21 protein-coding genes are annotated in these 20,383 nt (G+C 65.7%); 8 read left to right on the forward strand and 13 right to left on the reverse strand.

All coding sequences use genetic code 11. The annotated features are described in order from the left end of the window. Positions 1 to 5 precede the first annotated feature (5 nt). From FQU96_RS06330 to FQU96_RS06345, 4 genes are all read left to right on the forward strand, one after another. Complete coding sequence (locus tag FQU96_RS06330; RefSeq protein WP_146540039.1) at positions 6 to 779, forward strand: ABC transporter ATP-binding protein; 774 nt, start codon at positions 6 to 8, stop codon at positions 777 to 779. Beyond that, a complete protein-coding gene (locus FQU96_RS06335; protein WP_146540040.1) occupies positions 776 to 1,558 on the forward strand; it encodes an ABC transporter permease in 783 nt (260 codons plus the stop codon). Before FQU96_RS06330 ends, FQU96_RS06335 begins: the two co-directional genes overlap by 4 nt. A 5-nt stretch (positions 1,559 to 1,563) precedes the next feature. Further along, positions 1,564 to 2,328, forward strand: coding sequence for an ABC transporter permease (locus tag FQU96_RS06340; protein WP_255467919.1), 765 nt, complete (start codon positions 1,564 to 1,566; stop codon positions 2,326 to 2,328). A gap of 70 nt (positions 2,329 to 2,398) precedes the next feature. Then, positions 2,399 to 3,445, forward strand: a complete 1,047-nt coding sequence (locus tag FQU96_RS06345) for a peptidase M29 (RefSeq protein ID WP_146540041.1) — start codon at positions 2,399 to 2,401, stop codon at positions 3,443 to 3,445. Between the two features lie 2 nt (positions 3,446 to 3,447). Here the strand turns inward: FQU96_RS06345 and FQU96_RS06350 are convergent, their stop codons facing one another. Genes FQU96_RS06350 through FQU96_RS06370 form a run of 5 tightly spaced genes read right to left on the reverse strand, consistent with a single transcriptional unit; the run spans position 3,448 to position 9,183 of the window. Beyond that, positions 3,448 to 4,434 (reverse strand): 3-hydroxybutyryl-CoA dehydrogenase, encoded by a 987-nt coding sequence (locus tag FQU96_RS06350; RefSeq protein ID WP_370461348.1) that lies wholly within the window; start codon positions 4,432 to 4,434, stop codon positions 3,448 to 3,450. Then, complete coding sequence (locus FQU96_RS06355) at positions 4,431 to 5,522, reverse strand: NAD/NADP-dependent octopine/nopaline dehydrogenase family protein (RefSeq protein ID WP_146540043.1); 1,092 nt, start codon at positions 5,520 to 5,522, stop codon at positions 4,431 to 4,433. The genes FQU96_RS06350 and FQU96_RS06355 overlap by 4 nt, the downstream gene beginning before the upstream one ends. Then, complete coding sequence (locus tag FQU96_RS06360) at positions 5,522 to 7,054, reverse strand: class I adenylate-forming enzyme family protein (RefSeq protein ID WP_146540044.1); 1,533 nt, start codon at positions 7,052 to 7,054, stop codon at positions 5,522 to 5,524. The genes FQU96_RS06355 and FQU96_RS06360 overlap by 1 nt, the downstream gene beginning before the upstream one ends. Before the next feature lie 31 nt (positions 7,055 to 7,085). Beyond that, on the reverse strand, positions 7,086 to 8,360 hold the full coding sequence (locus tag FQU96_RS06365) for an acyl-CoA dehydrogenase family protein (protein WP_255467882.1): 1,275 nt from the start codon (positions 8,358 to 8,360) through the stop codon (positions 7,086 to 7,088). A 13-nt stretch (positions 8,361 to 8,373) separates the two neighbouring features. Next, positions 8,374 to 9,183, reverse strand: a complete 810-nt coding sequence (locus FQU96_RS06370; RefSeq protein ID WP_178130342.1) for an alpha/beta fold hydrolase — start codon at positions 9,181 to 9,183, stop codon at positions 8,374 to 8,376. A gap of 237 nt (positions 9,184 to 9,420) precedes the next feature. On the opposite strand from FQU96_RS06370, the gene rfbB reads away from it, so the two are divergent. After that, entirely contained in the window at positions 9,421 to 10,476 is a 1,056-nt protein-coding gene (gene rfbB / locus FQU96_RS06375; RefSeq protein ID WP_218574625.1) for a dTDP-glucose 4,6-dehydratase, read from the forward strand. Between the two features lie 136 nt (positions 10,477 to 10,612). Here the strand turns inward: rfbB and FQU96_RS06380 are convergent, their stop codons facing one another. From FQU96_RS06380 to FQU96_RS06410, 7 genes are all read right to left on the reverse strand, one after another. After that, positions 10,613 to 12,109, reverse strand: coding sequence for a hypothetical protein (locus FQU96_RS06380; RefSeq protein ID WP_146540047.1), 1,497 nt, complete (start codon positions 12,107 to 12,109; stop codon positions 10,613 to 10,615). Between the two features lie 94 nt (positions 12,110 to 12,203). Then, positions 12,204 to 13,301 carry a DegT/DnrJ/EryC1/StrS aminotransferase family protein gene (locus FQU96_RS06385; protein WP_146540048.1) on the reverse strand — a complete coding sequence of 366 codons (1,098 nt, stop codon included), beginning with the start codon at positions 13,299 to 13,301 and terminating at the stop codon, positions 12,204 to 12,206. Then, positions 13,298 to 13,726, reverse strand: coding sequence for an FdtA/QdtA family cupin domain-containing protein (locus FQU96_RS06390; RefSeq protein WP_146540049.1), 429 nt, complete (start codon positions 13,724 to 13,726; stop codon positions 13,298 to 13,300). The genes FQU96_RS06385 and FQU96_RS06390 overlap by 4 nt, the downstream gene beginning before the upstream one ends. Before the next feature lie 228 nt (positions 13,727 to 13,954). Further along, a complete protein-coding gene (locus tag FQU96_RS06395) occupies positions 13,955 to 14,890 on the reverse strand; it encodes a DMT family transporter (RefSeq protein ID WP_146540050.1) in 936 nt (311 codons plus the stop codon). Next, the gene (locus FQU96_RS06400; protein ID WP_178130343.1) at positions 14,887 to 15,816 is read right to left on the reverse strand and encodes a DMT family transporter; all 930 of its coding nucleotides are present in this window, start codon (positions 15,814 to 15,816) and stop codon (positions 14,887 to 14,889) included. The genes FQU96_RS06395 and FQU96_RS06400 overlap by 4 nt, the downstream gene beginning before the upstream one ends. A 39-nt stretch (positions 15,817 to 15,855) precedes the next feature. Beyond that, positions 15,856 to 16,707 carry an alpha/beta fold hydrolase gene (locus FQU96_RS06405; RefSeq protein WP_146540052.1) on the reverse strand — a complete coding sequence of 284 codons (852 nt, stop codon included), beginning with the start codon at positions 16,705 to 16,707 and terminating at the stop codon, positions 15,856 to 15,858. Further along, positions 16,704 to 17,072, reverse strand: a complete 369-nt coding sequence (locus tag FQU96_RS06410) for a hypothetical protein (protein ID WP_146540053.1) — start codon at positions 17,070 to 17,072, stop codon at positions 16,704 to 16,706. The genes FQU96_RS06405 and FQU96_RS06410 overlap by 4 nt, the downstream gene beginning before the upstream one ends. 178 nt (positions 17,073 to 17,250) lie before the next feature. Here FQU96_RS06410 and FQU96_RS06415 point away from each other — a divergent pair, with 178 nt between their 5' ends. Then, positions 17,251 to 17,484, forward strand: a complete 234-nt coding sequence (locus tag FQU96_RS06415; RefSeq protein WP_146540054.1) for a hypothetical protein — start codon at positions 17,251 to 17,253, stop codon at positions 17,482 to 17,484. Positions 17,485 to 17,505: 21 nt separating this feature from the next. On the opposite strand, the gene FQU96_RS06420 is transcribed toward FQU96_RS06415, so the two are convergent. Then, entirely contained in the window at positions 17,506 to 17,949 is a 444-nt protein-coding gene (locus tag FQU96_RS06420) for a MarR family winged helix-turn-helix transcriptional regulator (protein ID WP_146540055.1), read from the reverse strand. Positions 17,950 to 18,232: 283 nt separating this feature from the next. On the opposite strand from FQU96_RS06420, the gene FQU96_RS06425 reads away from it, so the two are divergent. Together FQU96_RS06425 and FQU96_RS06430 are read left to right on the forward strand one after the other, a co-directional pair. After that, positions 18,233 to 19,321 carry a substrate-binding domain-containing protein gene (locus FQU96_RS06425; RefSeq protein WP_255467920.1) on the forward strand — a complete coding sequence of 363 codons (1,089 nt, stop codon included), beginning with the start codon at positions 18,233 to 18,235 and terminating at the stop codon, positions 19,319 to 19,321. Between the two features lie 177 nt (positions 19,322 to 19,498). Beyond that, positions 19,499 to 20,353, forward strand: coding sequence for a branched-chain amino acid ABC transporter permease (locus FQU96_RS06430; RefSeq protein ID WP_146540057.1), 855 nt, complete (start codon positions 19,499 to 19,501; stop codon positions 20,351 to 20,353). Positions 20,354 to 20,383 lie beyond the last annotated feature (30 nt).

Consider the following 20,383-nt stretch of genomic DNA (forward strand, 5'->3'; position numbering starts at 1 on the left):
CAACGATGATCGCCATCGCTTCGGTCACCAAGACGTTCGACAGCGGCAAGGGACGCCGGCATCTGGCGCTGGCCGATATCTCGCTGGACATCGCGGCCGGCGAATTCGTCTCGATCCTCGGCCCGTCCGGCTGCGGCAAGTCGACGTTGCTCTACATCGTCGGCGGCTTCATTCCGCCGTCGACAGGTGCTGTCCTCGTCAAGGGCGCGCGCGTCAGCGGCCCCAGCCCTGACCGCGGCCCGGTGTTCCAGGAGTTCGCCCTGTTCCCCTGGAAGACTGTGTTGGGCAACGTCATGTACGGCCTCGAACGGCAAGGCGTGAGGCGTGCCCAGGCAACGGCACGGGCGCGCGAGCTGATCGCCATGGTCCACCTGGGCGGATATGAGTCGTTCTATCCCAAGGAGCTATCCGGCGGCATGAAGCAGCGCGTCGCCATCGCGCGCACGCTGGCTTACGGTCCCAGCATCCTGCTGATGGACGAGCCGTTCGGGTCGCTCGACGCTCACACGCGCACGCGTCTGCAGAACGATCTGCTGGAGATCTGGGAGCGTGACCGCAAGACGGTGATGTTCGTCACCCACAGCGTCGAGGAAGCGGTCTTCCTGTCCGACCGGATCGTGATGATGAGCCGCTCACCGGGACGCGTGAAGGACGTGATTGCCATCGACCTGCCGCGGCCGCGCAGTCGCGCCGACCTGTTGCTGGATCGCCGCTTTCAGGACTACGTGGTGAACATCGAGCGGCTGATGGAAGAACCGGCGCCGGAACCACGCCGATGACCCGCACTGGCCCCGCCCCGGCGCTGGCCGCCGCCATCGCATGCGCTGCCTTGTTCGTGGCCTGGGAGATCGGCGCGCGTCTGGCGCGCATCGACGGACTGCCGCCGGCGTCGCAGGCACTGGCGCAAGTCCCGGCCATCCTCGGCGATCCTGAAGCGCTTCTGAACATCGGCGCATCGCTGCGCCGCATGGTTGTCGGCTTCGCGCTGGGCGTGGCGGTCGCGGTCCCGGTCGGCCTGACGATGGGCCGCAGCCGGCACGTCGCGGCGTTCTTCAATCCCCTGCTGATGGTGATCTATCCGGTGCCGAAGGCGGCGCTGATGCCGGTCATCATGCTGTGGCTGGGCGTCGGTGACGCGTCGAAGACCCTCGTGATCTTCCTCGGCGTCACCTTGCCGGTGATCTACCACAGCTACCAGGGCAGTCGCGCCGTCGAGCAAAAAATGCTGTGGTCGGCTGCCGCGATGGGCATGACCGCGCCGGCCCGCCTGGTGCGCATCGTGCTGCCGGCGGCGCTGCCCGACATCCTGGCCGGCTGCCGCGTCGGCCTCGTGCTGGCGCTGATCACCATGGTCACCAGCGAAATGATCGCGCGGCAGACCGGGGTCGGCAACATCCTGTTCAATTCGCTCGACATGGCGCAGTACGACACCGTCTACGCCACGATCATCATCATCGGCGCGCTGGGCTTCGCGCTCGATGCCGCCTTTGAGTGGCTGCGTGGCCGGCTTGTGGCGTGGGCCGAGCCGGCGCACCCGATCCTGGCGGGCACGACGTGAAGGCACTGACCGCTCCCCTCGCCGCGGCCCTCATCGGCAGCGTACCGATCCTGCTCATCATTGCGCTGTGGCAGGTCATCGCCATGTCCGGCATCGCACCGCCATCCCTGCTGCCGGCGCCGGGGACGGTGTTCACGCGCCTGCTGCAGCAATTCGGCTCGCTCGCCTATCTGGATCACGCGGCGACCACGCTGGGACGATTGTTCGCCGGCTTTGCCATCGCGGTCGTGGTCGGTGTCACGCTGGGGGTTGCCATGACCGGCAGCCGCTGGGTCGGTGCCGCCATCACGCCTCTGGTGCGTGTGCTGGCGCCGGTGCCCAAGATCGCGCTCTACCCCGCCTTCATCCTGACGCTGGGGTTCGAGGATGCCTCGAAGATCGCCCTGGTGGTGGCCGATGCGGTCTTCCCGATCCTGCTGGCCACGTCACAGGGCACCGCGGCGGTCGAGCCCAAGCTCGCCTGGTCCGCCCTCGCCGCCGGCGCTTCCCGGTTGCGCTGCCTGCTGACCGTGATCCTGCCGGCGGCGCTGCCCTCGATCCTCACGGGCTGCCGCATCGCGCTCGTGATTTCCTGCATCGTGGTGTTCCTGGCCGAGATGATCACATCGACCGATGGCCTGGGGCATCTGCTGGTGCGCGCCGCCCGCAACTTCCAGTCCGTCGACATGTTCGTGCCGCTGATCACGATCTCGCTGCTGGGCCTGCTGTTGAACGCCGGTTTCAACGCGGTGCGCCGGCGTCTGCTGGCCGGCTTCCCCGAGGCCGACTAGCCTCGCGGGGCTGGCGATGCGGCATTTTTCTCATGTACCATGCCGGCAACCCAGCATGAGGAGATGGTGAATGCTCTCCGATCGGATCGAAGGGAAGTGGATTGACGCCTTCTGCGAGACGTTCGCGAAGTGCGGCGTCAAAGAGGGCGACAGCGCCGTCATCCTGTCGGAAACACAATCGCGGCAGCTCAATGTACATCTGGCCGAGCTGGCATTGCTGCGGCTGGGAAGCCGTCCCTTCCATATCGTGCTGCCAACCCCACGCAACGCGTATCCGGTACCGATCCGGTCGACCGGCGCCAGCGTGGCGATCGGCGGCCTGGCGCCCGTCGTCAGCGCGCTGGGCCAGGCGGTCTTCGTGGCCGACTGTACGCTGGAAGGCCTGATGCATGCGCCCGAGACGCCGCAGATCCTCAAGGCCGGCGCCCGTGTTCTCTACATTTCGAACGAGCACCCCGAGGCGCTGGAGCGCCTGCGGCCGGACGATCAGCTGGCAGCGCGCGTGCGGGCGGCCGCCAAGATGATGCGGGCGGCCAAACGCATGACGGTGACCTCGGCGGCCGGCACCGACATGGCCATCGACATGACCGGTGCATCGACGGCCGGAGTCTGGGGTTGGACCGACAAGCCGGGCACCCTCACGCATTGGCCTGGCGGCATGGTCGTGAGCTTCCCCAAGGGCGGCACCGTAAACGGCACGCTGGTACTCGACCGCGGTGACGTCAACCTCACCTTCAAGCGTTATCTGGAGGCGCCGGTCACGCTGACCCTGGAGAGCGACTACGTTACGCGCGTCGAGGGCAGCGGCGCCGACGCCGAGATGATGCGCGCCTATCTGGCGGCGTGGGGCGATCGCGAAGCCTACGCGGTATCCCATGTCGGGTTCGGCATGAACCAGCAGGCGCGCTACGAGTCCCTGGCGATGTACGATCAGCGCGACTTCAACGGCACCGAGCTGCGCGCCGTGGCCGGCAACTTCCTGTTCTCGACCGGCGCCAACGAGTTCGCGGGCCGCTACACGGCCGGCCACTTCGACATCCCGGTGATGCGCACCACCATCACGGTCGACAATACCGTGGTGGTACGCGACGGCGTCCTGCAGGACGTCTTCGGCTAGGGCTATTCCAGCACCGGCGGCTTGGCCAGCCCGAGCTGGCCGAGCATGGCGACGAATGCTTTCAGGCGCTCGCGGCGATGGGCGTCGAGGTCGAGATTGCCGTAGTCGAGAAAGCCCCGGCCCGTCGTGAAGCCGATATGGCCTTCCTTCATGTTGCGCTCGACGATGTCGGGTGAGGCATAGCGGTCGCTGCCCAGGGCCTGGGTCAGGTAGCGGCTGGCGTAGTACAGAATGTCGCCGCCGCCCCAGTCGATGAACTCCAGCAGGCCCAGCACGGCGAACCGGAAGCCGAAGCCGTACTTGATGGCCTTGTCGATTTCCTCCGCCGTCGCCACCCCCTCCTCGACCATGCGGGCGGCTTCGTTCATCGCCAACGCCTGGATCCGCGGCACGATGTAGCCCGGACGCGCCGCACAGACGACAGGCACCTTGCCGATTCCCTCCAGCAACGCCCGCAGCCTGGTCGTTACAGCCGCGTCGGTGCGGACGCCCGGCGACAGCTCGATCAACGGCACGAGATAGGCCGGATTGAGCCAGTGCGCGTTGAGGAAGCGCGCCGGATGCTCGACCGCATCCGAGAGATCGTCGACCAGAATGGTCGACGTCGTCGAGGCGATGATCGGCTGCGGCCCGGCCAGCCGGCTCGCCCGCGCCAGGACCGCGCGCTTGACGTCGACCACTTCCGGTACACCCTCGAAGACGACGGCCGCCGACGACAGGGCGGCAGCCGCATCGGGTTCGGCCACGACCGAGACCCGCGCCGCGATGATGTCGACGGCGTCCTCGGGGAAAACGCCGAGCTGCGCCAGAACACGCAGCGTCTGTCGTACCTCCTCGCGCGCAGCGTGCGCCAGATCAGCGAACGCAGCCGGCGCCCGCGGCTTCAGGTCGACCAGGCTCACGGGATGGCCGGCATAGGCGAACGCCACGGCGATGCCACGCCCCATGCGGCCGGCCCCCAGGGAGGCGATGGGCACCCGGACCATCAACTGAACCCCGCATTGAGGAGCTGCTGCAGGCCGGCACGGTCGAGGTGACCCAGCCCCAGACCGGTCAGGGTGCGTCCCGTTTCCAGGGCGTCGATGCCGCAGACGGCTCCGCCGATGGCGGCGAACGCGCGCGCCAGCGGCGTCGGAACACCGGCGAGTTCGCCGACCGAGACCAGGAAGGACAGCCCGATGTGCGTATCTTCCAGCATGTAGCGGTGCGCCGTGAGCACGATGCGCTCACGCCAGTCGCCGGAATCGGTCAGGCGGTCATGCGAACCGCGACCGTACATCCAGATATCGCCTTCCTTGGCATAGTGATTGGCGAGCGGAAAATGCGGTGGCCCATAGCCCAGAGCCGTGCGCACCGCGATGCGTTCGGCATCCAATGCGTCCGTCACGCGCCGGATCGCCGGCTGGGTACCCTCCTTGTGAATGTCCCAGCGCTCGAAGTGTTCGAGCGGACCGGCGTTCATCGTGATCAGCGGCGGGTGAATGATGGGGCCGGCGTTCATCAGCGCGCCCGACAGCGCATCGCCGCAGTCCTCGATCACACCCGGAAAGGCCTCGGCGATCACCTCGAGCGCCTGATCCTTGCGGGTGAGCGGAAAGACGCCGGTCGGCAGGCGTTTGGCGCGCACGGTGATGGCAACCTCGAAGGGCCCGTGCTTGCGGGTCAGCCACGGCAACGTGCCGGTCTCGGCGAAGGCGGCATCGGCGCGATTGCCGGCCGCCCGCGCCGCCTGGGCAAACAGCAGCGTGCCGAACGTACCGGGTGGCAGGTACACCACCTGTCCATCGGCAAGATGCGGCGCCAGCAGGCGCGCGATATCCCTTTGCGCCGTCGCTGGCGCCGGGCAGAGGATCAGCGCCGCGTCATGGACGGCGGCGCCCATGTCGCCGGTGACCAGCGACACGGCAACATCATGGCGTCCATTGAAGTCCTTCACCAGGATACGGCTGCCGGCATCGCGATGGGCCGCCACGGCCCCGGCATCGCGCCGCCACAGGCGAACCTCATGGCCTGCCATGGCAAGATCGCCGGCCGCCGCGAACGAGCCGTTGCCGCCGCCCAACACCGCAATGCGCATCACGCCGCTCCCGTTGTTGCTTGCGTCGCCTGTACCATTTCCTTCAACCGGAAATGCTGCACCTTGCCCAAGGCCGTGTGCGGCAGGTCGTCGACAAAGACGAAGTCGCGCGGAATCTTGAAGCGCGCGAGATGCACGGCGAGATGGTGGACCAACCCCTCGGCATCGACCGACAGGCCCGCACGCAGCACGACATAGGCAACCGGCACTTCCTGCCATTTCGGATCGGCGCGACCGATGACGGCCGATTCCGCGACGGCGGGATGATCACCCAACACGCGCTCGATCTCGGCCGGATAGATGTTCTCGCCGCCGGAAATGATCATGTTTTTCTTGCGGTCGTGGATATGAAAGTAGCCCTCGGCATCCCGCGTCGCGATATCGCCGGTGCAATACCAGCCGTCGCGCAACGCCTCGCGCGTGGCGGCTTCATTGCCCCAGTACTCCTGGAAGACATTGGGCCCGCGCACCACCACCTCGCCCGCGGTGCCGTGCGCCACCTCCCGGCCTTCATCGTCCACGACACGCGCCTCGCAGTGGATGCCGGGCAGACCGACCGCGTTGCCGCGCCCCGTATCGCCGCCGAGCCGGGTATAGACCGCGATCGGGCATGTTTCCGTCGAACCGTACACCTGCAGCACCGGGATACCACGCGCGGTGATCACGTCGATCAGCGGCTGCGGCACGATGGTCGACCCAGTGGTGACCGCACGCAAGCTGGCAAGGCTCGTGTCCTGCCAGTCCGAATGTGCCGTCAAGGCCTGGATCATGGCCGGCACGAGGACCACGAGCGTCGGCGCATCCAGGGCAAGGGCCACCAATGTCGTCTCGGGCGTAAATCGCGGATGCAGGGTCACGGTCGCGCCGACCTGCAGCGCCGGCGTGGTCTGGATGTTGAGGCCGCCGACGTGAAACAGCGGCAGCGCCGTCAGGACGTGGTCGTCGGCGGTGAGCCCGTGCACATGCTGGCTCATCGCCGCATTCCACACGAGCGCCTCCTGACGCAGGACGGCGCCTTTGGGACGCCCTGTCGTACCCGACGTGTAGACAATCAGCAGCGGGCATGTGATGTCGACATGCGGGCTGCGATCCGCGCCGCGACCATGATCCAACATCTGCTCGAACGAACCGCTTTCGGGTTGGAAATCGATGCCGACGATCCGCGCATCCGGCAACGCCTGTTTCAGCAACGGCGTGACGGCGGCGAAAGCCTCTTCGACGACCAGCACCTTCACGCCAGCATCCGACAGGATGAACGCCTGCTCTGCCGCGGCAAGACGCCAGTTGAGCGGCACCAGCATGGCGCCGAGCCGGGCGCAGGCATAGAGCAGGACCAGATAGTCAGGATGGTTCGCTGCCAGGATCGCGACCCGATCACCGGGGCCAACCCCCAGGCGCGATTTCAGGCCGCGCGCAGCGGCGCCGATGCGCTCGGCAAAGCCTGCGTACGTCAGCGTCCGGCCCAGGAAACGGATCGCCGCCTTGTCCGGCGTGAACGCGGCATTGCGCTCGATGAGATCGGAGAGATCCATCCATCAGTCTCCGCCGTGTGGCGCACCCGAATCAGTCGTCCGTCTCACCGGGCTTGTACAATGTCTCACGCCCGATGCGTTCGAGGCAGATCTCCGCCGTCCACGGCAGCATGACCGCACCACAGCGGCTGTCGCGATAGATGCGCTCCAGCGGGAACCGCTTCAGCATGGCATGCCCACCGCAGGTCCGGATCGCGGTCGTGGCAATCGCGTTGGCGTTTTCCATGACCGTGTGCTGTGCCGCATAGGCGCGCAGCACCTGCTCCCGGGTCGGATTGGCCCGCGCTTCGCTGATCGCCTGGAACCACAGCGTCTTGGTCTGCTCCAGGGTCACGGACATCGACGCAACGGCGAACTGCTTGGGCGGGAAACTGCGTCGTTTGACCGGCGGCGCACCCGGCACTTCGCCGCGCAGATACGCCACCGTGAAATCGAAGGCGGCCTGCGCGAGGCCGACATAGGTCGGTGTCAGGGTCAGGAACATGTGCGGCCAGCGCGTCGCGGCCTGGAAGTAGACCCCGCGCGGCATCAGCATCTCGTCGGCCGGCACGAACACATCCTTGAACAGCAAGGTGCGCGAGACGGTGCCGCGCATGCCCAACGGATCCCAATCGCCCGTGACCTCGACACCCTGGGCCTTGGCCGGGATGGCCAGAAAGAGCGTATTGCGCCGGCTGGCACTCTCGCCTTCGGCACGCGCTGTGCACAGGATGCCGTAGTAATCCGCCGAGCCTGACAGCGAGGCAAAGATCTTCTTGCCGTTGACGATGAAGCCGCCGTCCACCGGCCGTGCTTCAGTTCCAAACGCGACGCTGCCGGCGGCGGCCGCCCCGCCCTCCTCGGAGAAAGGCTGCGCATAGAGAGCGCCGTCCGTCACGATCCGATGATAGTGCAGCCGCCGGCGTTTCTCGTGGAGGGCGCGGTCCTCGGCGTTCATCGGCAGTTCGTCGGCCAGAACGCCGGGCCACAGCGTCGAGGCCACATGCATGTTCCACGAGAGTGCGGTGGCGCCGCAGTAGCGGCCAAGCTCGGCGGCAGCGAGACAGTAGGTCTGATAGTCGGCACCAAGGCCGCCGTCGGCCTTGGGGACACAGATCGAGAGCAGGCCTTCGCCATGCATGTCCCGGAAGTTCTCGATCGGAAACGTCGCTTCGCGATCGTAACGCGCAGCGCGCGGCGCCAACACGCGCTGGCCGAAGCGGCGCGCCAGGCTGATCAGATCGGCCTGTTCCGGTGTCAGCCGAAACGCATCCGGGTCGAACATCGGCGCATCGCCGTCGCGTGTATCGGTCTGGGGTGCAGGCATCAAACGACTCCGCTCAGGCCGCGGTGGACATTGGTAGGTCGCTCAGGAAATCGATCACCGCAGCGTCAAAGGCTGTCGGCATTTCCAGGTTGGGCAGATGACCGACACCCGCCAGGCAACAGAATCGGGCGTTTGGAATTCTGGCCGCCATCCGTTCCATCGCCGCTGCCGGCGCCGCCTGGTCGTACGCGCCGGCCAGACACAGCACCGGCACTCGGATCAGCGGCAGATTGGCACGCTCATCGAAATGGACGAGACATGCGACGGCCGCGCGATACGTCGCTTCCGGGACCGCCGACATGACCGCGACAGCCAGGTCCCGCCCGGCCGCATCCGGTGTCGGCCCCATCAGACGGTCGACCATGGACGCCGCCAGTTGCGGCATGCCGGCCCCGGCATCGAGCGGCGCCAGGCGGTCGGCGACGAATTTTCTCTGGAAGTCGCCATCGGGGCTGCCGAAGGCGGGGCTGGTATTGCAGAGAACGGCTGCCCGATAGGCAGCCGGCCGCCGCCGCAATGCCGCCTGCACCACCATGCCACCCATGGAATGACCGACGAGCACCGGCCGTTCGAGCCCCAGCCCGGCCACGGTTGCTTCGAGATCGGACGCGAGGCCGTCGAAATCCATGGCCCCAGTCAGCGGGCGACCACCGTAGCCCGGCAGGTCGATGGCAACAGGATGCTTGCCGGCGGCTGTCAGCGACATGACCTGCGGCGCCCACACGCGTGCGGCACCGCCAATGCCGTGCACGAATACGATGGTGCCACCGTCGTCGGAACCGGCAGCGCCGTGCAATGTCCCGCCGCTGGTCGCTGCGCCCACGCCGAGTCTCCTGCTGCTGCGCCTTGGATGTAAGGCCAACAGGAGCGTCCATGCCAGCGAAAAGGGCACTGGCTGGTACCAGCCAGCGCCCTCGCTGGCCGCGGTGTCACGGCTCCCTTGACAGCCGGGCACCCGGGAGGTCAACACCCTTGCGCCCTGCGATATCATCCATCCAGGTGCGGTGTCACTGCCCCGGCCAGCCCCGCGCTGGCTGCGGGCCATCCGGGAGGTTGCTTGGTGAAGATTCTTGTGACCGGCGGCGCCGGCTTTATCGGGTCGGCCGTGGTCCGGCACGCCATCCGCAGCACGACCTGGCAGGTGGTGACGCTCGACAAGTTGACCTATGCCGGCAATCGCGACTCATTGGCCGAAGCGCTCGACCATCCCCGCCACCGCTTCCATCTCACCGACATTTGTGACCGACCCGCTCTGGACCGCGTTCTTGCCGAGGAACGGCCTGATGCCATCCTGCACCTGGCCGCCGAAAGCCATGTCGACCGCTCGATCGACGGCGCGGCCCCCTTCATCACGACCAATATCATCGGCACGTGGACCTTGCTCGAAGCGGCGCTGGCCTACTGGCGCGGGTTGTCGGCCGATGCCCAGCGTCGCTTCCGGTTTCAGCACATTTCCACCGACGAGGTCTTCGGTTCGCTGGGTGCCACCGGCCTGTTCACCGAGGATACACCCTATCGGCCCAACTCGCCCTACTCTGCGAGCAAGGCATCGTCAGATCACCTGGTGCGCGCCTGGCATCATACCTATGGCCTGCCGACGCTGGCCACCAACTGCTCCAACAACTACGGCCCCTACCACTTCCCCGAGAAGCTGATCCCTCTGATCATTATCCGCGCGTTGCGCGGCGAGCCGCTGCCCGTCTACGGTAAGGGCGAGAACGTGCGGGATTGGCTGCATGTCGAGGACCATGCCGAAGCCCTGCTGGCCGTACTCGAGCGCGGCAAGATCGGTGAGACGTACAACGTCGGTGGCCACAGCGAACGACGCAACATCGATGTGGTCCGCACCATCTGCGCGCTGCTCGACGAGATGGCGCCGGATGCCCAGGGACGCCCGCACGAGCGTCTGATCCAATATGTCACCGACCGACCCGGCCACGACCAGCGCTATGCTATCGATCCGACGAAGATCGAGCACGAGATCGGCTGGCGCCCACGCCACACCTTCGAATCGGGCCTGCGTGACACGGTCCGATGGTTCCTCGAGAACCGTGCCTGGTGGGAGCGTGTCATGAGCGGCGCCTACCGCGGCGAACGCCTGGGTCTGCAGGCGTGACAACCGAAAACCGCTTCGTTCGCGGTGAGATCATGCTCCCGGCAGCGTGGTCGTCCCGCCCGCTGCAATGCGAAAGCCGTGCTTCAGCCTGAGCGCGCGGCATCGGGCCGGACAGCGCTTGATGCCGTCGCTCTGCCTACCTGCCGAGCCGGGCGCGTATCGACGTGCGCAGCAGATCGAGGCGCTTGCGATTGAGCAGCAACAGCGGCATGGCGCATACGACGGCTGCAGCGGGTACGGAAACCAGCCAATCGACCTCCCGGGCCGACCAGCCAATCCAGGCCGCGGCAATCAGCACGGCGAAGCCGACGGCACCGGTACGCCACACGGACAGTGCTGGCACATACGACGTCAGGCGCCAGCAAAGGACCATCTGGACTGCCAGGCGAAGTATGCTGATGACGAAGAACGCCGCGCCGATCGCTTCCAGGTCACTGAGGCCCATGGAACTGACATCAAGTCTGCCGGTCAGCACCGAAATCCCAAAGCCGGCAAACGCGACATACCACGGCAAATTGAAGACAGCGCTGATCAAGGGGCGGCCCCGTGCCGCGATCAGCGTGTAGAACGTAGAAAGCAAGGCCGAGAAGAAATTGGCCATCAGCATCCAGCGCAGCGGCTCGATCGCGGGCAGGAAGGCATCCGAATAAAGCAATCGCAGGACGAGGGGCATGAACAAAAGCCCGCCGCCGGCCAGCATCACGGTCAGCACGATGATCACCGGCAGAGTCTCGTCGAGCACGCGCCGGCGCTCGCCTTCATCGTGCTGCATGCTCAGCAATGGAAGCAAGTATACGCCGAATACGCCCACCAGAAGCGTGAGGTTGTGCTGCGTCAGCATCCAGGCAGCCTGGAACAGGCCGTTGCCCGCCTGTCCCTCGGTTTCGATGATGGCGGCGCGCAGCGCAAGCATGCTTGCGTTGTCGACCAGGCCAGTACCGATATTGGCGATGAAGAAATACGTAAAATGCTTCAGATCGGCTCGCGATGGGAGTTCCCGGAAGGCAGAGCCGAGGGATGGGAACCATCCTTTTTTCCGGCACACCACGCCGGCAACCACCAACTGAACGGTGATAGGTACAAGAATCATGCCGACATAGGCCAGCTGCAATCCGCCGGCAGCGGCTGTCGCCAAGGGCCACGCGAGGATCAGTGCCGCGACTGACCCGCAGATCTGGACCACGGCAAGCCAGCCGATGGCTCCCGACACGTTGATGAGTCCGGCCGCCATGACGGCCGCGAGCGCCACGCACAGAGTGATGACCAGACTGCGTATTGCAACAACAGTGTCCGCCGACGAATCCCGAAAGAAATGGTCGGCGATCAGCGGCGCGCCGATCAGCAGCACCAGCGAAAAGATTATCATGCCCGTCAGCGTCAACCAGACGCACGCAACGAGCCGCCGGCGCCGCGCCTCGCCTTCGACTGAACTGAGCGCCTGTACCTGGGCAGTTGGTCCTGCCATGGTGCCCAGATACGCCGCCATTTCGTGGATCGATCTGTACGAAGCGAGCAACCCGCTTCCGGTCGGGCCCAGAGTCACGGCCACGATCTTGTTCGTCAGGAGTCCCAGCAGCAGAGTCAAACCACTGGCACTGCCGGTGGTCGCGATCGCCTTGAGTAGTTTCAGCATGGCCTGACGACGGCAAACCAGGAGCTGGCCGCGGCCGCCATGCTTGACCGCCAGTGTCGCAGCACCACGGCCACAGGCACCACCTGGATCGTCATCACGTCAGCCCGCGCAGCGCATTGACGACGGTATCGACGTGCGCCGTCGGCATATGGGGTGAGATCGGCAAGCTGAGAATGGTTTCGGCGATTTGCTCCGCCAGCGGCTGGTCGCCACGGCCCATGCCAAGCGACGCGTAGGCCTGCTGCAGGTGGGGTGGGATCGGGTAGTGGATGAGCCAGCCGACCTTGGCCGCATCCAGCGCTTCGGTGACACGTCGGCGGTCAGGCGCGCGGACAGTGAAGAGATGCCACGCAGGATCGGCCCATTGCGGTACATAAGGCAGTTCGATGACATCGACGCCAGCCAGACGGTCGCGATAGTACGCCGCCAGCGCCCGGCGACGGTCATTCCAGGCGTCGAGCACCGGCAGCTTGGCGCGCAGGATTGCCGCCTGCAGCTCGTCGAGACGCGAGTTCACGCCGGCTTCGATATTTACGTACTTCACCTTCGAACCGTAGTTGCGCAATGTGCGCAATCGGTCCGCCAGGCGATCGTCGTCCGTCGTCACCGCACCGGCGTCGCCCAACGCACCGATGTTCTTGGTCGGAAAAAAGCTGAATGCGCCGGCATGCGCCAATGCACCGGTTCGGCGGCCCTTGTACCGAGCCCCCTGGGCCTGGGCGACATCCTCCAGCACCTTCAGGCCGTGGCGCGCGGCCAGTTCCATGATCGGGTCCATGTCCGCCGGTTGGCCGTAGAGATGCACGGGCAGGATGGCCTTGGTGCGTGCCGTGAGCGCCGCGGCCACGCGTTCAGGGTCGAGATTGGCTGTGCGGACATCGGGTTCGACGGGCACCGGACGGGCACCGGACGCCGACACGGCCAGCCATGTCGCGATATACGTGCTCGACGGCACGATCACCTCGTCCCCGGCGCCGATATCCCAGGCACGCAGCACCAGTTCCAACGCTTCCAGCCCGTTGGCGACACCCACGCAATGCTTGGTGCCGCAATAGGCGGCGAACTCTTGCTCAAAGGCCGCGACCTCGGCACCCAGCACGTACCAGCCCGAGGCGGCGACGCGGCCCATCGCGGCGTCGATCTCCTCCTTGAGTTCGAGGTAGGCAGCACGCAGGTCGAGAAACGGAATCATCGAGAGCCTCGTGTCCGGACTTCCCGCAGGAAGTCATCATAGTTGCGGATATAATCAGACTCCGCGTAACCCGTCGAAGACAGGACGAGCACCACCGTCGCCGCCGCGAAGTTGTGCAGTTCGTGCCAAACCCAGGTGTCGCAGATCAGACCCAGGCCGGGTCCTTCGAGATGTACGGTCTCGCGCCGTTGTCCGTCGTCGAGCACGACGTCGACCGCGCCACTCAGCGCAACCATGAGCAGGCGCGCGTCGCGATGGGCGTGATGCCCGCGGTTCTGGCCGGCCGGGACACCATGGATCCAGAAAGCGCGGTTGAGCGGAAAATCGAGGTCCGTGCCGGTCTCGACGAAGTTGATCCTGCCGCGCGGATCACGGGCGCCGCGCAGATCAAGCCAGCGGCAGCCAGCGACCGTCGGGGGCGTCATGGCGAGATCGCACGAACGGGATTGGCTGTCATCATCCGTCGGCCTCCTGCTGTGACGTTGGGATGCCGGCGCCGCCCCTGCAGCCACCGGTGGGTTGGGTTCTCGTTGGTGTCGGTCAGCGGGTGGAGCCGCGTGCCCGTACCGTAAGCATCCCTTCCGTAAGATCACAAGGATTTTGGCAAATTAAGGATGCAGATAAGGAGGTTAGGCGCCTCCGCCCTGATGGCCTCACGGCCGGAAGCGGCGCCACTGCATGTAGAGCACGCCGGCCATCACGATAATGCCACCCACGACCTGCTCCACCGTCGGCTGGATGCCGAACAGCATGGCGATCAGCACGCCGAACACGGGGACCGCGTTCTGCCAAAGCGAGCCCATGGCAATGCCCAAGCGGCTGATGCCGATATTCCAGGTGAAACTGCCGAACGCGGTTGCGAACACGGCGGTGACCAGCAGCCACAGAATGGCCTCACCGCCGGGCGCCACGTTCGGCGGACCCGCGATACCGGCAATGCGGCACACGAGCCAAAACAGGAACAGCCAAAAGATCGAGCCCAATGACGCGACGTAGGCACGGCGCAGCTGGCTGACCGTCGGCGCGAACCAGCGTTGGGCGAGGATCGAGTACACGGTCCACAGCACGATGCTCAACACGACCAGCGGCTCCCCGCCCTCCAGCCGCAGGCCGTTACCGCTGCCGGTGCGGCCGTAGATGGCAATCGCCCCGCCGATGATCGTCAGCAGGGCGGCCACGCCAAAACCGCGTTCAATCGGAAGCCGGGTGATCAGCCACAGGGTCGTCACGGCGTAGATCGGCGCCCCGGCCAACACAGCGGCGACCGTGATCGTGTTGGTGTAACGCAGCGCCAGATTGTAATCGATGTAGAACACGCTGACGGCCAGGCTGAGCAACAGGAAACGCGGCCACGGTATCTCCACCCACAGCGCAGCCCGGCCCTCGGTGGCCCACACCATCACGCCCAGAGCGATCGACGCCAGCACCAGGCGACAAAGTGTGAGCCAGAACGGATCCAGTGTGCGCAGCAGGACCGCCGTCAGCGGCATGTTGGCGCCCCAAAGCACCGATGTGATCACGAACGCCGCCAGACCGACCCAGACGCTGCGCCGGGGGTCCAGACCCGGCGCTGCGGTGCCGGTCGTCATCCCGCCCTCGCGCGCCGAACCTGCAGGAGCTGCATGTACACGATGCCGCCCAGCACCAACAGGCCGCCAGCGATCTGCAACGCAGTTGGCGGCAACCCGATGGCTGCCGCCGTCAGCACGGCAAACACCGGCGAGGCGTTCATATGCAGTGCCGCCACGGGCAGGCCGACCCGGCTGACACCCACGTTCCACAGCACGATCGCCACCGCGACGCCGAAGACGCAGATCCAGATCAGGTACGCCACTTCGCGCCAGGTCAGCGTGTCGGGCACGCCGCCGGCAACGCCGCCGCCCCACATGGCGACATACACCAGCACCATCCAGAACGCCGCCACCGCCGACGTGATGGTGCTCAAGCCGATCTGTCCGCGATCGCCCAACCATTGCTGGGCGCGGATTGAATACCACTGCCAGCAGATCTGGCCGATCACCAACAGCGGTTCGCCACCCTCCAGCGCCAGCCCGCGCTCGCGCGTACCCGGCGTGCCGTAGAGCACCATCAGTCCGCCCACCAGCGCCAGCCCCAGTGCGACGGGAAAACCGGGTGCCGTGCGCGTTCCCAACATGAAGCGCGCCATAACGGCCGAAATCACCGGCCCGAAGTTCAGCACGACGACCGCGGTGACAGGATGCGAGTAGCGCACGCCGATCGTGTAGAGGATGGAGAACGCCGTCATCGCCAGTCCCAGGATCGCGAGTCGGCCTGGGTTCAGTTTCCCGGGCGCCTGCGTTGGCCGCGCCGCGACCAGCAGGCACAGTGCCAGGAACGGCAGTCCCAGCACGTAGCGCAGCGCCGCCAGCAGCCAGACGTCGATGACCTCGGTCAGCACTTTCAGAAGCGGCGTCATCGTGCCCCAGATCAGGGCCGTCAACAGCAGGCCGCCGGAAGCCCACAGCAGTGCCGATCGCGGCGCGCGTTCAGCCATCGCGGCCGATCCGCGGCACAAACACATCCTGTCTGGTCATCAGCTCAGCCGTGCGATCTCATCCAGGACGGGCAGGATGAAACTGCGGAACAGCGCCGGGTTCTCGCTCATGGGGAAGTGGCCCAGCCCTTTCATGATCGTGATCTTGGCGCCGGGCACGGCCTTGCCGACCTCCAGCGTGTATTCGGGTTTGCAGGAATAATCGTATTCGCCGGTCAGCAGGTAGAGGGGACAACGCGCCGTGTCGATGCGCCGCAGCCGGTCCTGCAGGTCGCCATCGACGGTGTAGAAATGCAGATCGCCATAAAACACGCCCGGCCCGCTCTGCATGTAATGCCACAACGTCTCCCAGCGCTCGGTGTCGGGGCTCATCGGCGCCATCAGGCCCGACACCGCGCCCATCGCGGCCTCGCTGTGATCGACACCCGGGCGATCGAGCCAGCCGATGTCATAGTAGGCGCTGGGGGTTGCCGAGGATTGCAGACCGATGATGGCGCGAAACACATGCGCATGATCCGCCGCCAATCCCAGCACGACGCGACCGCCGATCGAACACCCCATCACCACGGGCTTGTCCAGTTCCAACGCCTGGGCCACCGCCACGATGATCTCGATATAGAAGTCGCGGGTGAGCTTGTATTCCTCCTGGTGCCAGCCCGCGGGCGGCGATGATTTGCCATGCCAGGGCAGGTCGAAGGCGATCACGCGAAAGCGCTGTGTGATCTGCGGGTCGTTCATCAAGGCCCGATACTGCCGCGTGTCGGAGCCCGCGGTATGCAGGCACAGCAGCGGGATGCCCTGCCCGGCCTCCTCGACATAGAGCCGATACGTCCGCCCCTGGAACGCAAACGGCAGATAACGGCCGACAACGGGTTCGAACGCGACACTCATGGCTCACCTCTGTTGCCACGCAGCGCGCCCATGACGCCCTTGACGTAGACGATGTTGGCCCACAGCGGCAGCAGGTCGCCCTCGAACCGCAGCTCGCCCTGGCGCAGAAGCCCGAAGAGGTCCTGATAATAGGGCGGCGGTACCGGCTGCCAGAACTTGGCCCACCCCTCCGCCGTACCGCGCAGTGCGAAGGACCACGACGCCATGCGAAACGGCCCCGGCTCGACGCTGGTGATGCGCCCCTCATGCACATGCACCAGCCAGGCGCGCGGCCCGGCTTCGACCAGGAAGGTTGTACTGAGGTGGCGACCGCGGCGCACGAGCACGGCATTGCCATTCACCAGGTCGGGTAGACGCTCCAGCATGTTCCCCCCATGGGCCGGTTCTTCCCCGGCGGGGGTCAGTATCAACAGGCGACCCGCCGCCACAAGGCCATGCCATGCAAGACAGGATCGCGTGGGATCCCGGCGGGTCGACCGGCGGAACCCGGCACGAGGCGACGTCGTTGACCGGTCGAACAAGGTGCCAGCGCGGAGCACTGCCATGGCCCGATGCGACCAATGCGGCAACGACTATGATAAATCCTTCCAGGTCATGCGGCACGGCAAGACCTGGACGTTCGACAGCTTCGAATGTGCAATCCAGGCCGTGGCACCGCGCTGCGCCCACTGCGACTGCCCGATCATCGGTCACGGTCTGGAGAAGGACGGCAAGATCTTTTGCTGTGCCCACTGCGCGACGCAGAAGGGCGTCCGGGAACTCCGGGATCGGGCCTGACAAAGCACCGTGGACCGGGTTCTAGCCGGCGCTTTCGATCAGGTTTTCCAGCAACCGCTTGAGCTGGGTCGTCGCCTTGTCGCCGTAGCTGTCGACGATGTGGGCTTCCTGGCTGGCCGCCAGTGAGTTCAACCGCCGGCTGAGCGCCTTGCCGCGATCGGAACAGAAGATCAGCACCTTGCGGCGATCGTTGGGATCGGAAATGCGGTAGACGAGCGAGTCCGATACCATGCGGTCGATCGTCTTGGTCAGTGTCGGATGGTTGAGCAGCGCCGCGTCGGCCAGATCCCCCATCGACCGGCCGTTGCCATCCGACAGCACCTTGAGAATGCGCCATTGCTCGACCGGCACGCCTTCGGTGCGCAACCGCTCATCGAGCTGCCGGTTGATCTCGCGGTTGGCCTGGGCGAGCAGATAGGCCAGATGAGTTGTAATGGGCGTGTTGGGGGACGACGGATCGGACACGACAAAGTCCTGCGCTGGCAGCCGCACAAGATATGTGCAATTGCCAACTATATGTCCTTCAAATATTGAAAATTCAATGTTTTTTCCCTAGGGTCTGGCCGTTCTTCACCCCCAGAATGCCGCACCCGGGGCACCTGTCGCACGGTGCGGACGTGGGTGAAGCGGAGGTCGTCATGCGGCACCTTCTTGCTCAAGCGATCGGCGGGGCCGGCAGCACATGCTGATGCCCGACAGCCGGCGCGAGGCGCTGCAGCTTTATAGGCCGCCCTTTGCCGCACTGCGCATGATCGATGACGACGTGCATGGCCCACCACGCCGCCGCGACCGCGACACGCTGCGCATCGCCCACTTCATCAGCCTGTCAGGCCCGGCTGGGATCTGGGGTCCCTGCTCCATCAACAGCGCCATGCTGGCGGTACAGGAAATCAACGCCCGTGGCGGCGTGCTGGGCCGCGAAATCGAGATCGCCATCCACGATGCCGGCGCCGCGCCGGACGAGATCGCCGACGCGGCGACCGACATCGTCAGATCAGGCTCCGCCGACATCATTCTCGGCTCGCACATGAGCGCCGTGCGCCTGATCCTGCGCGACGTCTTCACCGGCCATCTTCCCTACATCTATACGCCGATCTACGAAGGCGGCGAGCGAACGCCGGGCCTGCTGGCCATCGGCGAAACGCCGCCGCGCCAGGCGCGGCCGGCCATCATGTGGCTGACCGAGAAGAAACGGGCCCGCCGCTGGTACCTGATCGGCAGCGACTATGTGTGGCCGTGGCAGTCGCACCGGGCGGTCAAACGCTACATCGCCGAGGCCGGCGGTTGTGTCGTGGGCGAGGATTTCGTGGCGCTGGGCCGCGATGATCACACACCCTATCTCGAGCGCATTCGATCGGCGCAGCCCGACGTCGTCTTCATTTCACTCATCGGCCTGGACGGTATCCTGTTCAATCGTGCCTTTGCCGAGCACGGGCTGGCCGGCCAGATGCTGCGGCTGGCCAACTGCATGGACGAGACGGTCTCGCTCGGAATCGGTGCCGACAATACCGAAAACCTGTTTGCCGCCTCGGGATACTTCGTCAACGCACCGACAGCGGCCAACGAGGCATTTCGTGACCGCTACCATCGTGCCTTCGGCTGCTACGCGCCGGTGCCGGGCTCGACGGCCCAATCGAACTACGAGGGCCTCTACTTCCTGGATGCGCTCTCGCGCCGCGCGGGAACGCTGGAGCCGCGGTCCCTGATCGCCGCCGCCGACGGCATCACGTATCAAGCGGCACGCGGCACGGTCGGCATACAGCGGCGTCGCGCCGAGATGCCGATCTACCTGGCGCAAGCCGACGGTCTCGATTTCCGCCTGCTCGCGCAGTTCTGAACAGGGCGTCAGCGCTACACCACGCTCGTCTCGGATCGGTGAATCGCACCATTGCAAATTAATACTTGAATACGGAAAGATTTCTCATTCAAATATATTCGCTCACTTCCAAGAAGCCCGCTTGGCCGTGCTGAAAGCCGGGAAGCCGCGGGCTGACAGTTCGATCGGTTGCTGATCATGGATTTCGTCAAGCTCGCATTCGACCTGCTGGCCTTCACGTCGGTGATGGTTCTGATCGTGCTGGGCCTGGGTGTCGTTGCCAGCATGATGGGCATCTTCAATTTCGCCCACGGCGAGTTCGTGCTGCTGGGTGCCTACACGGTCTTCATTTTCCATGAGAGCGGCCTGCCGATCTGGGCCGGAATCGTCGCGGCACCGTTCGTGTTGGCGGTCTTCGGCGCGGCGCTGGAGCGATCAATCATCAGGCGTTTCTATGCCGCACCCATCATCGCCATGCTGGGCACCTATGCCATCGGCTTGGTGATTCGCGAGACCGTACGCGGTCTGCTGGGTGGCCACTACAAGTCGATACCCGAGCCGCTGCCGGGCGTCTTTACCCTCGGAGATCTCGATTTTTCCATCTGGCGCACGGTGATCGTGGCCGTCACCCTGGCCGTGATCGTCGCCAGCTGGCTGCTGCTGACCCGCACGTCGATCGGCCTGCAGATCCGCGGTTCGCTGGAAAACCCGGCGCTGGCGCGCAGCTGCGGCATCGCCACGCCGCGACTCTACACGCTCACCTTCGCCTTTGGCTCGGCACTTGCAGGGCTCGCCGGTGCCCTGATCGTGCCGCTCTATCAGTTGTCGGCCGACATCGGCCTGCGCTTCCTGGTGCAGGCATTCTTGTCCGTGATGCTGGGCGGCGTCGGCACGTTCGAAGGGCCGGTGCTGGGGGCCACGGTCGTCGGTGCCACGGCGGCGGGTCTGCCCTGGATCGTGATCCCGGTGCTGGCCGATCCGTTGGTGTTCGTCATCGCGTTGGTGATCGTCAAGTTCCGGCCACAAGGTTTCATCACACAGGGGAGGCTCTAATGACATCGCCCAAAGGAGAAAACGCGCCCG

Source organism: Reyranella sp. CPCC 100927, assembly GCF_007859315.1.
Lineage (GTDB): Bacteria > Pseudomonadota > Alphaproteobacteria > Reyranellales > Reyranellaceae > Vineibacter.

Excerpts from the sequence above, each read along its gene's own strand:
- FQU96_RS06390 (WP_146540049.1), bottom strand. The coding sequence starts at position 13,726 with ATGACGCCCCCGACGGTCGCTGGCTGCCGCTGGCTTGATCTGCGCGGC.
- FQU96_RS06385 (WP_146540048.1), bottom strand. The coding sequence starts at position 13,301 with ATGATTCCGTTTCTCGACCTGCGTGCTGCCTACCTCGAACTCAAGGAG.
- FQU96_RS06380 (WP_146540047.1), bottom strand. The coding sequence starts at position 12,109 with ATGCTGAAACTACTCAAGGCGATCGCGACCACCGGCAGTGCCAGTGGT.
- FQU96_RS06425 (WP_255467920.1), top strand. The coding sequence starts at position 18,233 with ATGATCGATGACGACGTGCATGGCCCACCACGCCGCCGCGACCGCGAC.
- FQU96_RS06330 (WP_146540039.1), top strand. The coding sequence starts at position 6 with ATGATCGCCATCGCTTCGGTCACCAAGACGTTCGACAGCGGCAAGGGA.
- FQU96_RS06400 (WP_178130343.1), bottom strand. The coding sequence starts at position 15,816 with ATGGCTGAACGCGCGCCGCGATCGGCACTGCTGTGGGCTTCCGGCGGC.
- FQU96_RS06335 (WP_146540040.1), top strand. The coding sequence starts at position 776 with ATGACCCGCACTGGCCCCGCCCCGGCGCTGGCCGCCGCCATCGCATGC.
- FQU96_RS06415 (WP_146540054.1), top strand. The coding sequence starts at position 17,251 with ATGGCCCGATGCGACCAATGCGGCAACGACTATGATAAATCCTTCCAG.
- FQU96_RS06355 (WP_146540043.1), bottom strand. The coding sequence starts at position 5,522 with ATGCGCATTGCGGTGTTGGGCGGCGGCAACGGCTCGTTCGCGGCGGCC.
- FQU96_RS06395 (WP_146540050.1), bottom strand. The coding sequence starts at position 14,890 with ATGACGACCGGCACCGCAGCGCCGGGTCTGGACCCCCGGCGCAGCGTC.
- FQU96_RS06365 (WP_255467882.1), bottom strand. The coding sequence starts at position 8,360 with ATGCCTGCACCCCAGACCGATACACGCGACGGCGATGCGCCGATGTTC.
- FQU96_RS06360 (WP_146540044.1), bottom strand. The coding sequence starts at position 7,054 with ATGGATCTCTCCGATCTCATCGAGCGCAATGCCGCGTTCACGCCGGAC.
- FQU96_RS06410 (WP_146540053.1), bottom strand. The coding sequence starts at position 17,072 with ATGCTGGAGCGTCTACCCGACCTGGTGAATGGCAATGCCGTGCTCGTG.
- FQU96_RS06405 (WP_146540052.1), bottom strand. The coding sequence starts at position 16,707 with ATGAGTGTCGCGTTCGAACCCGTTGTCGGCCGTTATCTGCCGTTTGCG.
- FQU96_RS06345 (WP_146540041.1), top strand. The coding sequence starts at position 2,399 with ATGCTCTCCGATCGGATCGAAGGGAAGTGGATTGACGCCTTCTGCGAG.
- FQU96_RS06430 (WP_146540057.1), top strand. The coding sequence starts at position 19,499 with ATGGATTTCGTCAAGCTCGCATTCGACCTGCTGGCCTTCACGTCGGTG.